We start from the raw sequence: 10,707 nt of genomic DNA on the forward strand, positions 1-10,707 counted from the left end.
ACACGCCGACCGACACGCCGATTCCACCCGCATGGGTGTACGCCGACACGCTGAGCGGACACGCCTACGCTGGAACCCGCCATGGCCGATCCGAGCACCTACCGCCCCGCCCCGGGAACCATCCCGGAGGCGCCGGGCGTCTACCGGTTCTCCGACGCCGACGGGCGCGTGATCTACGTCGGCAAGGCCAAGAGCCTGCGCAGTCGGCTGAACTCCTACTTCGCCGACCTCGCCGGCCTGCACCCGCGGACCCGGCGCATGGTGACCACCGCGGCGGCGGTGCAGTGGACCGTCGTCACCACCGAGGTCGAGGCCCTCCAGCTCGAGTACAACTGGATCAAGGAGTTCGACCCGCGGTTCAACGTCCGGTACCGCGACGACAAGACCTACCCGGTCCTCGCGGTGACGCTGAACGAGGAGTACCCGCAGCTCAAGGTCTACCGCGGCCCCCGGCGCAAGGGCGTCCGCTACTTCGGCCCCTACGCCCACGCCTGGGCCATCCGCGAGACGCTGAAGCTCCTCACGCGGGTCTTCCCGGCGCGGGTCTGCTCGCCGGGCGTCTTCAAGCGCCACGGCCAGATCGGGCGGCCGTGCATGTTCGGCTACATCGGCAAGTGCGCCGCCCCGTGCGTGGGACGCGTGAGCGCCGAGGAGCACCGGGAGATCGTCAACGACTTCTGCGACTTCCTCGCCGGGCACACCGACCAGCTCATCGGCCGCATCGAGAAAGAGATGCAGGCCGCATCGGCCGAGATGGACTTCGAGCGGGCGGCGCGGCTGCGCGACGACGCGGGTGCGCTCAAGCGGGTCGTCGAGAAACAGGCGGTCGTGCTCGGCGACGGGACCGACGCCGACGTCGTCGCATTCGCCCTCGACCCGCTCGAGGCCGCGGTGCAGGTCTTCCACGTCCGCGGCGGGCGGGTGCGCGGCCAGCGCGGCTGGGTCGTCGAGCGCGGCGAGGAGGACGGCCTCGAGGCGCTGGTCGGGCAGTTCCTCGCGCAGTTCTACGGCGAGCAGGCGGCCCTGGCCGGCTCGGCCGACGATGCCGTGCAGCCGGTCCCGCGCGAGGTCCTGGTGCCCGCGATGCCCGAGGACCAGTCGGTGCTCACCGAGTGGCTGTCCGGTCTGCGCGGTTCCCGGGTGAGCCTGCGCGTGGCCCAGCGGGGCGACAAGCGGACCCTCGCCGAGACCGTCGAGCGCAACGCCAAGGAAGCGCTCACCCAGCACAAGCTCAAGCGCGCCGGAGACCTCACCGCGCGCAGCGCCGCGCTCGAGGAGATCCAGGAGTACCTGGAGCTGGACTCGGCGCCGCTGCGCATCGAGTGCACCGACGTCAGCCACGTCCAGGGCTCGGACGTCGTCGCGAGCCTCGTCGTCTTCGAGGACGGCCTGCCGAAGAAGTCGGACTACCGGCGGTTCTCCATCCGCGGGGGCGCCGAGGGCGGCGACGTCGCAGCGATCGCGGAGGTCGTGCGGCGCCGCTTCGCGCGCTACCTCAAGGAGACCGCCGACGACGGGTCCGACGAGGCACCGGAGTCCGGCGAGGTCGACCCCGCCCAGCTCGACGGCCCGCTGCCCGGGATCGACCCGACGACGGGTCGGCCGCGGAAGTTCTCCTACGCGCCGAACCTGCTCGTGGTCGACGGTGGCGCCCCGCAGGTGGCCGCGGCGCAGGAGGTGCTCTCCGAGCTCGGCATCACCGACGTCGCCGTCTGCGGGCTCGCGAAGCGGCTGGAGGAGGTGTGGCTACCGGGCGAGGAGGCACCTGCCATCCTTCCGCGTGCCTCGGAAGCGCTGTACCTGCTCCAGCGGGTGCGCGACGAGGCCCACCGGTTCGCCATCACGTACCACCGCCAGAAGCGGTCGACGCGGATGACGAGCTCGGCGCTCGACGGTGTCCCGGGGCTCGGCGAGACCCGCCGGACGGCGCTGCTGAAGCACTTCGGCTCGGTCCGGAAGCTGCGGGCCGCGTCGGTGGAGGACATCACCGAGGTGCCGGGGGTGGGTCGGCGCACCGCCGAGGCGGTGCTCGCGTCGTTGAACGGCGACGGGGCGCAGCAGCCGGACCCGACCGCGGATCAAGGAGAGGCGTCATGACGCGAGGGGCAGCCGGGTGAGCACACCGGACACGCCCGACGGGGGCGTCGAGGTCGCGATCGTCACGGGGGTGTCGGGCGCGGGACGCAGCACCGCGGCGAAGGTGCTCGAGGACCTCGGGTGGTTCGTCGTCGACAACCTCCCGCCCGAGCTGCTGGAGACGGTCGTCGACCTGGGCGCGCGCTCCCAGGGGCAGGTGACGCGGATCGCGGTCGTCATGGACGTCCGCAGCCGCGCGTTCACCGCCGACCTGGGCTCCGCGCTCAAGGAGCTGGACACCCGCGGCGCCCGCCCGCGGGTGGTCTTCCTCGACGCCGACGACGCCGTGCTGATCCGCCGGTTCGAGGCCAACCGCCGCTCGCACCCGTTGCAGGGCGACGGCCGGCTCGTGGACGGCATCGACGCCGAGCGGGAGCTGCTGGCCCCGCTGCGCGACCTGGCCGACCTCGTCGTCGACACCTCGCACCGCTCGGTCCACGAGCTGCGCAAGGCCGTCGAGGAGGCGTTCGCGGAGAGCGCCGCCGAGGTCGGGTCGAGCGTCACCGTGCTCTCCTTCGGCTACAAGCACGGACTCCCGGCCGACGCCGACCTCGTCGTCGACGTGCGCTTCCTGCCCAACCCGCACTGGATCCCGGAGCTGCGCGAGCACGACGGCCGCGAGGCGGTGGTCAGCGACTACGTGCTCTCCCAGGAGGGCGCCGAGGAGTTCCTCGAGGCCTATCTCGCGCTGCTGCGCCTCGTCGGGGTGGGCTACCGCCGCGAGGGGAAGCGCTACCTCACGGTCGCCGTCGGGTGCACCGGCGGGCGGCACCGCAGCGTCGCGATCGCCGAGGAGCTGGCCCGGCGGATGGCCGGTGAGGACGGGGTGCGGGTGACCGTCTCGCACCGGGACGTGGGTCGCGAATGAGTGGGCCGGGAGACGACGCGCAGCGGAGCTCGACCCATGGGGCCGCGAACGGCCACACCCCGGAGGCGCCCGGCGCGCCGTTCAAGGCGACCGCGCTCGGCGGCGGGCACGGCCTGCACGCGACGTTGCGGGCCCTGCGCCGGCTGACCGACGACGTCACCGCGGTGGTGACGGTGGGCGACGACGGCGGGTCGTCGGGCCGGATCCGCCGCGAGCTGGACATCCTCCCGTGGGGCGACCTGCGGATGGCCCTCGACGCCCTGGCCGAGCGCGACCACACCGGGCCCACCGACACCTCGACGTGGCGGCAGGTCTTCGAGCACCGGCTCGGCGGGTCCGGGGCGCTCGCCGGCCACGCCGTCGGCAACCTGGTGCTGGCCGGCCTGCTCGACGTCCTCGGCGACCCGGTCAAGGCCCTCGACGAGGCGTGCCGGCTGCTGGGCCTGCGGGGCCGGGTGCTGCCGATGGCGCCGCACGCGGTCGACATCGAGGCCGACGTCACCGGGCTCGGGCTCTCGGCGACGGCGAGCGGTGGCGAGGGCGACGACGTCGCGCACCGCATCCGCGGGCAGGTGGCCGTCGCGACGACGCCGGGCCAGGTCCGGCAGGTGCGGCTGGTGCCGCGCCGGCCCAAGGCGTGCGCCGAGGCGGTCGAGGCGATCCGGACGGCCCAGGTCGTCACCCTCGGGCCCGGGTCGTGGTTCACCAGCGTCATGCCGCACCTGCTCGTGCCCGAGATCTTCACCGCGCTGTGCGAGACCGAGGCGCGGCGCGTGCTCGTGCTCAACCTCGCGCCGCAACCGGGCGAGACCGCCGGGTTCTCCCCGGAGCAGCACCTCGACGCCCTGGCGGAGCACGCACCGCGGCTGCGCCTCGACGTCGTCGTCGCCGACCCGGAGGCCGTCCCGGAGCCCGACCGGCTCCGTCGCGGCGCCGAGGCGTTCGGCGCCGAGACCCTGTTCACCGCCGTCGGCGAGGCCGGCGGCGCCCCGCGCCACGATCCCGTGGCACTGGCCGGGGCACTGCGCGAGGCGGCGGGCAGTGCCGCCTCGCCGGATCGCGTCCCACGTCACGAGTGGGACGCACGAGTCGATGAGTGGGGGAGCGGAGCACGTCGTCGTTTCGGGGCCGGAGACGTGTTCTTCACCCCGACCGGCGACTCGCGACGCTACGAGGAGGAGGATCTCCGGTGGCCATGACCGCTGCGGTGAAGGACGAGCTGAGCCGTCTCTCCGTCACGAAGACCTGCTGCCGCCGCGCCGAGGTGTCGGCACTGCTGCGCTTCGGGGGCGGGCTGCACATCGTCAACGGGCGGGTCGTCGTCGAGGCGGAGCTCGACACCGGCAACGCCGCCCGCCGGCTGCGCCGCGAGATCCACGACCTCTACGGGCACCAGCCCGAGGTGCACGTGCTCTCCCAGGGCAACCTGCGCAAGGGCACCCGGTACGTGGTGCGGGTGGCCGCCGACGGCGACTCCCTCGCCCGCCAGACCGGCCTGCTCGACCCGCGCGGCCGGCCGGTGCGCGGGCTGCCGCCGCAGGTCGTCTCGGGCGGGGTGTGCGACGCCGAGGCCGCGTGGCGCGGGGCGTTCCTGGCGCACGGGTCGCTCACCGAGCCGGGCCGCTCGTCCGCGCTGGAGATCACCTGCCCGGGCATGGAGGCCGCGATGGCGCTCGTCGGCGCCGCCCGGCGCCTCGGCGTGGCGGCGAAGGCGCGCGAGGTCCGCGGGGCCGACCGCGTGGTCGTCCGCGACGGCGACGCCATCGGGGCGCTGCTCACGCGGATCGGCGCGCACTCGTCGGTGCTGCAGTGGGAGGAGCGGCGGATGCGGCGTGAGGTCCGCGCGACCGCGAACCGCCTGGCGAACTTCGACGACGCCAACCTCCGCCGCTCGGTGAAGGCCGCGGTCACCGCCTCCGCCCGCGTCAACCGCGCGCTGGAGCTGCTCGGCGACGAGGTGCCCGACCACCTGATCATGGCCGGCCGGCTGCGCGTGCAGCACGAGCAGGCGTCGCTGGAGGAGCTCGGCCAGCTCGCCGACCCGCCGATGACCAAGGACGCGGTCGCGGGGCGCATCCGGCGCCTGCTGGCGATGGCGGACAAGAAGGCCAAGGACATGCGCGTCCCCGACACCTCCGCCGCGGTCAGCGAGGAGATGGAGGAGATGGTCGAGGTCCCGGCGGGCCACGAGCGGTAGCGCGCGGCCCGCCTCACCGGCACGGTCGAGAGCGGTTGCGCACACCACCGCTCAGCGGGTCGGCGAGAGGCGCCCGCTTCGTTAGGGTCGCGCTGCCAGCGGGAACGCCGCTGCGGAGCCACGAGCGCCGCCGCGGCGCAGGAGACCACGAGAGACAGGACAACGCCCTGTGACCATCAAGATCGGCATCAACGGCTTCGGACGGATCGGGCGGAACGTCTTCCGCGCCCTCGAGGTCCAGCGCGCCGCCGGCACCGCCGACATCGAGGTGCTCGCGGTCAACGACATCACCGACAACAAGACGCTCGCGCACCTGCTGAAGTACGACTCGGTCCTCGGCCGCTTCGACGGCACCGTCGAGTACGACGACAGCTCGCTCACGGTCAACGGCCGGACGGTGAAGACGTTCGCCGAGAAGGACCCGGCGAACCTGCCGTGGGGCGACCTGGGCGCCGACATCGTGATCGAGTCGACCGGCATCTTCACCGACGCCGACGGCGCGGGGAAGCACCTCAAGGCGGGCGCCAAGAAGGTCGTCATCTCCGCCCCGGCCAAGGGCGAGGACCTCACCGTCGTCATGGGCATCAACGACTCGTCCTACGACGGCACGCAGAGCATCCTGTCCAACGCCTCCTGCACCACCAACTGCGTCGCCCCGATGGCGAAGGTGCTGCACGACGCGTTCGGCCTGCAGACCGGCTTCATGACGACGGTCCACGCCTACACCGGCGACCAGCGCGTCCACGACGCCCCGCACAAGGACCTGCGCCGCGCCCGCGCCGCCGCGGTCAACATCATCCCGACGACGACGGGTGCCGCCCAGGCCACCGCGCTCGCCCTGCCGGCCCTGGAGGGCAAGCTCAACGGCGTCGCGATGCGCGTCCCGGTGCCGGACGGCTCGGTCACCGACCTCACCGCGACGCTGGACCGGGAGGTCACCGTCGAGCAGGTCAACGCGGCCTTCAAGAAGGCGGCCGAGACCGAGCTCAAGAACGTCCTCGTCTACACCGAGGACCCGATCGTCTCGTCGGACATCGTCGGCTCGCCCGCCTCGTGCACGTTCGACTCCGGCATGACGAAGGTCCTCAACGGCAACACCGTGAAGATCATCGGCTGGTACGACAACGAGTGGGGCTACTCGAACCGCGTCGTGGACCTGACCACGCTGGTGGGTTCCAAGCTCTGATGCACACCGTCGACGACCTCATCAGCGACGGCGTCCAGGGCCGGTACGTCCTGGTCCGGGCCGACTTCAACGTCCCCCTCGACGGCTACACGATCACCGACGACGGCCGCATCCGCGCCGCCCTGCCGACGATCACCAAGCTCGTCGGGGCCGGGGCGAGGGTGCTCGTCATGGCGCACCTCGGTCGGCCGAAGGGCGGCGAGCCGCCGGGGCGTGACCCGCTCTCGACCCTGACCCCGGTCGCCGGCCGGCTGGGCCAGCTGATCGACGACCGGGTCTCGCTGGCCGAGGACGTCGTCGGGCAGTCGGCGCGCGACGTCGCGCAGGACGTGAAGGTGGGCGGCGTCGCGCTGCTGGCCAACGTGCGGTGCGACCCGCGCGAGACCGGCACCCCGGCCGAGCGGGACGCGCTCGCGACGGAGCTGGCGGAGCTCGTCCCGGGCGGGGCGTTCGTCTCCGACGGGTTCGGCGTGGTGCACCGTGAGCAGGCGTCCGTCTACGAGATCGCCCGCAAGCTCCCGGCCTACGGCGGCGACCTCGTCGCGCGGGAGACCGAGGTGCTGCGGCGGCTGACCGGCGACCCGGCCCGGCCGTACGTGGTGATCCTCGGCGGCTCGAAGGTCTCCGACAAGCTCGCCGTGCTGACCAACCTGCTGCCGAAGGTCGACACGCTGCTGGTCGGCGGCGCGATGTGCTTCACCTTCCTCGCCGCGCAGGGGTACGACGTGGGCGGCTCCAAGCTGGAGTCCGACCAGATCGACACCTGCCGCGACCTGCTCGCGAAGTACGCCGACACGCTGGTGCTGCCGAGCGACGTGGTGGCGGCGAGCGAGTTCTCCGCCGACGCGGACACCCGCACCGTCCCGGCCGACCAGATCCCGGCCGGCTGGCTGGGCCTCGACGTCGGGCCGGCGACGGTCGCCGCGTTCGGGTCGCACCTCGCCGACGCCGCCACGGTGTTCTGGAACGGGCCGATGGGCGTGTTCGAGATGGCGCCGTTCGCTGCGGGCACGACGGGGGTCGCCGAGGCGGTCGCGTCGTCCTCGGCGTTCAGCGTCATCGGCGGCGGGGACTCGGCGTCGGCGATCCGCGCGGCCGGGCTCGACGAGGAGCGCTTCGGACACATCTCCACCGGAGGCGGTGCGTCGTTGGAGTTCCTGGAGGGCAAGGAGCTCCCCGGTATCGCCGTGCTCGAGGAGGGCCCCTAGTGGCACGCAAGCCGCTGATCGCCGGCAACTGGAAGATGAACCTCAACCACCTCGAGGCCATCGGGGTGGTCCAGAAGCTCTACTTCGCGCTGCCGACCAAGTACTACGACCACGTCGACGTCGCGGTCTGCCCGCCGTTCACCGACCTGCGCAGCGTGCAGACGGTGACCGACGCCGACTCGATGCCGATCAGCTACGGCGGCCAGGACCTCTCGCCGGAGGACTCGGGCGCGTTCACCGGGGACGTCTCCGGAGCGATGCTCGCGAAGCTCGGCTGCACCTGGGTCGTCGTCGGGCACTCCGAGCGGCGGACCATCCACGGCGAGGACGACGCGCTGGTCAACCGCAAGGTCGGGGCCGCGCTGCGCAACCGGCTCACGCCGATCCTCTGCCTCGGCGAGGGTGAGGACGTCCGGGAGTCCGGCGGCCACGTCGGGCACTGCACCGGCCAGCTCGACGGGGCCCTGGCCGGGCTGTCGTCGGAGGACGTCGCGCGGGTCGTCGTCGCCTACGAGCCGATCTGGGCGATCGGCACCGGGAAAACCGCGACCACCGAGGACGCCCAGGAGGTCTGCCACGCGCTGCGTGAGCGGCTCCGGGAGACCCACGGGGACGCCGTCGCCGACGCGGTGCGGATCCTCTACGGCGGCTCGGTGAAGTCGAACAACGCGAAGGACCTCGTCGGGCAGCCCGACGTCGACGGGGCGCTCGTCGGCGGGGCCTCGCTGGACCCGGAGGGGTTCGCGGAGCTGTGCGCGCTCGCTGCGGGTGGGCCGCTGTAGGTCTCTCCGTCCCGTTCCGACCGAAGGGCCCCGTCGCTCGACTAGATCGAGCGGAGGGGCCCTTCGGTCGTTCCGGGACAGGGCGGGACGATCCGGCGAAGGGCGCCCATCGGCGGTCTATCCGAGCGAAGGTGCCCTTCGCTCGACAAGGAACCGAGAACCGTCGAGACCCGGGAGTGACCTGCGACGCGGACGTTCGTTGAGCCTTCCGAGGTCCGCGCCGGAACGGGTGTGACCCGAGGCCCTCCCCCGGGAGGGGCCGGGTAGTGTGACCGATGGACGCCCGCTCCGCAGGCCGAGGCCGCGGAGCACCGGATAGACGGAGGTCACGGAGCCCGAGATGCGACTGTTCCTCGACATTCTGCTCATCGTCTCCAGCGTGCTGCTGGTGCTGCTGGTGCTGCTGCACCGCGGCCGGGGCGGTGGCCTCTCGTCGCTCTTCGGGGGCGGAGTGCAGTCGAGCCTCGCGGGCTCCAGCGTGGTCGAGAAGAACCTCGACCGCCTCACCCTCTTCGTCGGCGCGATCTGGTTGATCGCGATCGTCGGGACGGGCCTCCTGATCAAGATCGAGGGTTGACCGCCGGCCCGGACCGCCGGAACGGGCCTGTGACGATGCGGAGGGAACGCCGACATGGCCACTGGCAACGCGATCCGGGGAACCCGGGTCGGGTCCGGTCCGATGGGCGAGTCCGAGCGGGGTGAGAGCGCTCAACGGATCGTCGTCTCCTTCTGGTGCTCGAACGGCCATCACACGCAGCCGTCGTTCGCCCACGACGCCGAGCTGCCCACCACCTGGGACTGTCCGCGTTGCGGCCTGCCGGCCAACACCGACGAGAAGAACCCGCCGCCCGCGCGGCGCACCGAGCCGTACAAGACGCACCTCGCGTACGTGAAGGAGCGCCGCTCGGACGCCGACGGCGAGGCGCTGCTCGAGGAGGCGCTCGCCAAGCTGCGCGCCCGCCGCGGCGAGAACTGACCCTCTCCACACGGCCGGAGACCTGAGAGAGTGGCCGGGTGGCCGCTCCTGAGATCTCCGACACGCGCTTCACCCTGAGCCAGGCCGACATCCCGTCGGCGTGGTTCAACGTCGCTCCTCACCTCTCCAGTCCGCTGGACCCGCCGTTGCACCCGGTCACCCGGGAGCCGGTGGGTCCGGACGACCTCGCGCCGCTCTTCGCGGCCGAGCTCATCGGCCAGGAGATGTCGGCGGACCCGTGGATCGACATCCCGGGTGAGGTGCTCGACGTCCTGCGGCTGTGGCGTCCCACGCCGCTGATCCGGGCTCGCCGGCTCGAGGCGGCGCTCGGCACCACGGCGCGGATCTACTACAAGGACGAGTCGGTCTCGCCCGCCGGCTCGCACAAGCCGAACTCGGCGGTGCCGCAGGCGTACTACAACGCGCGCGAGGGCATTGCCCGCCTCGCCACCGAGACCGGCGCGGGCCAGTGGGGCACCGCGCTCGCCTTCGCCTGTGCGCAGTTCGGTCTCGAGTGCGCGGTCTACATGGTCCGCAAGAGCTTCGAGCAGAAGCCCTACCGCAAGGTGATCATGGAGACCTGGGGCGGGAGCGTCGTGCCGTCCCCGATCGACGACCCGGACAACGCCGGCTCCCTCGGCGCGGCCATCTCGGACGCCGTGCGCGACGCCGTCGGTCGCGAGGACACCCACTACGCGCTCGGCTCGGTGCTCAACCACGTGCTGCTGCACCAGACGGTCATCGGGCTGGAGGCGCAGCAGCAACTGACGCAGGCGGGGGAGACCCGGCCCGACGTCGTGATCGCGCCCTGCGGCGGCGGCTCGAACCTCGGTGGAGTCGCGCTGCCGTTCCTGCCGGACCCCGCGGTGCGCCTGCTCGCGGCGGAGCCCGCCTCGTGCCCGACGCTGACCCGCGGGTCCTACGAGTACGACTTCGGCGACACGGCGGGCCTCACGCCGATGATGAACATGTACACGCTGGGCCACGACTTCATGCCGCCCGGCATCCACGCCGGTGGGCTGCGCTACCACGGCGACTCGCCGATCATCTCCAAGCTGGTCCACGAGGGGCGGATGGAGGCGGTGGCGCACCGGCAGAAGGCGGTGTTCGAGGCGAACGTGCTCTTCGCGCGCGTCGAGGGGAAGCTGCCCGCGCCGGAGGCGGGCCACGGGATCGCGTCGGCGATCGCCGAGGCGAACGACGCGACCGCGAAGGACGAGGAGCGGGTCATCCTCGTCAACTACTGCGGGCACGGCCTGCTCGACCTCTCCGCCTACGAGGACCACCTGGCGGGGACGCTGCCCGAGGAGCCTTAGGCCTTCGGCCCCGTGCGTGCGTATCCCGGCCCACGCAC

At 72.7% G+C, this 10,707-nt stretch carries 10 protein-coding genes; all 10 read left to right on the forward strand.

Features of this window, described 5'->3' with window-relative positions; translation table 11 throughout:
- Positions 1-81 precede the first annotated feature (81 nt).
- The 10 genes from uvrC (at position 82) to LQ327_RS31235 (ending at position 10,669) form a co-directional block, all read left to right on the forward strand.
- Positions 82-2,097 carry an excinuclease ABC subunit UvrC gene (uvrC, locus tag LQ327_RS31190; protein ID WP_230740201.1) on the forward strand — a complete coding sequence of 672 codons (2,016 nt, stop codon included), beginning with the start codon at positions 82-84 and terminating at the stop codon, positions 2,095-2,097.
- A 16-nt stretch (positions 2,098-2,113) separates the two neighbouring features.
- Positions 2,114-3,004 (forward strand): RNase adapter RapZ, encoded by an 891-nt coding sequence (gene rapZ / locus LQ327_RS31195; RefSeq protein ID WP_230740202.1) that lies wholly within the window; start codon positions 2,114-2,116, stop codon positions 3,002-3,004.
- The gene (locus LQ327_RS31200; protein WP_230740203.1) at positions 3,001-4,203 is read left to right on the forward strand and encodes a gluconeogenesis factor YvcK family protein; all 1,203 of its coding nucleotides are present in this window, start codon (positions 3,001-3,003) and stop codon (positions 4,201-4,203) included. Before rapZ ends, LQ327_RS31200 begins: the two co-directional genes overlap by 4 nt.
- A complete protein-coding gene (gene whiA, locus LQ327_RS31205; protein WP_230740204.1) occupies positions 4,194-5,201 on the forward strand; it encodes a DNA-binding protein WhiA in 1,008 nt (335 codons plus the stop codon). The genes LQ327_RS31200 and whiA overlap by 10 nt, the downstream gene beginning before the upstream one ends.
- A gap of 169 nt (positions 5,202-5,370) precedes the next feature.
- Positions 5,371-6,387 (forward strand): type I glyceraldehyde-3-phosphate dehydrogenase, encoded by a 1,017-nt coding sequence (gap, locus tag LQ327_RS31210; protein WP_230740205.1) that lies wholly within the window; start codon positions 5,371-5,373, stop codon positions 6,385-6,387.
- Positions 6,387-7,595 carry a phosphoglycerate kinase gene (locus tag LQ327_RS31215; RefSeq protein WP_230740207.1) on the forward strand — a complete coding sequence of 403 codons (1,209 nt, stop codon included), beginning with the start codon at positions 6,387-6,389 and terminating at the stop codon, positions 7,593-7,595. Before gap ends, LQ327_RS31215 begins: the two co-directional genes overlap by 1 nt.
- Positions 7,595-8,377 carry a triose-phosphate isomerase gene (tpiA, locus tag LQ327_RS31220; RefSeq protein ID WP_230740209.1) on the forward strand — a complete coding sequence of 261 codons (783 nt, stop codon included), beginning with the start codon at positions 7,595-7,597 and terminating at the stop codon, positions 8,375-8,377. Before LQ327_RS31215 ends, tpiA begins: the two co-directional genes overlap by 1 nt.
- 340 nt (positions 8,378-8,717) lie before the next feature.
- A complete protein-coding gene (secG, locus tag LQ327_RS31225) occupies positions 8,718-8,954 on the forward strand; it encodes a preprotein translocase subunit SecG (RefSeq protein WP_169183036.1) in 237 nt (78 codons plus the stop codon).
- Positions 8,955-9,008: 54 nt separating this feature from the next.
- Positions 9,009-9,353, forward strand: a complete 345-nt coding sequence (locus LQ327_RS31230; RefSeq protein WP_230740211.1) for an RNA polymerase-binding protein RbpA — start codon at positions 9,009-9,011, stop codon at positions 9,351-9,353.
- 38 nt (positions 9,354-9,391) lie between these two features.
- Positions 9,392-10,669: a TrpB-like pyridoxal phosphate-dependent enzyme gene (locus LQ327_RS31235; protein ID WP_230740213.1), complete on the forward strand. Its 1,278-nt coding sequence runs from the start codon at positions 9,392-9,394 to the stop codon at positions 10,667-10,669.
- Positions 10,670-10,707: the final 38 nt, after the last annotated feature.

It is taken from the genome of Actinomycetospora endophytica (assembly GCF_021026375.1).
GTDB lineage: Bacteria > Actinomycetota > Actinomycetes > Mycobacteriales > Pseudonocardiaceae > Actinomycetospora > Actinomycetospora endophytica.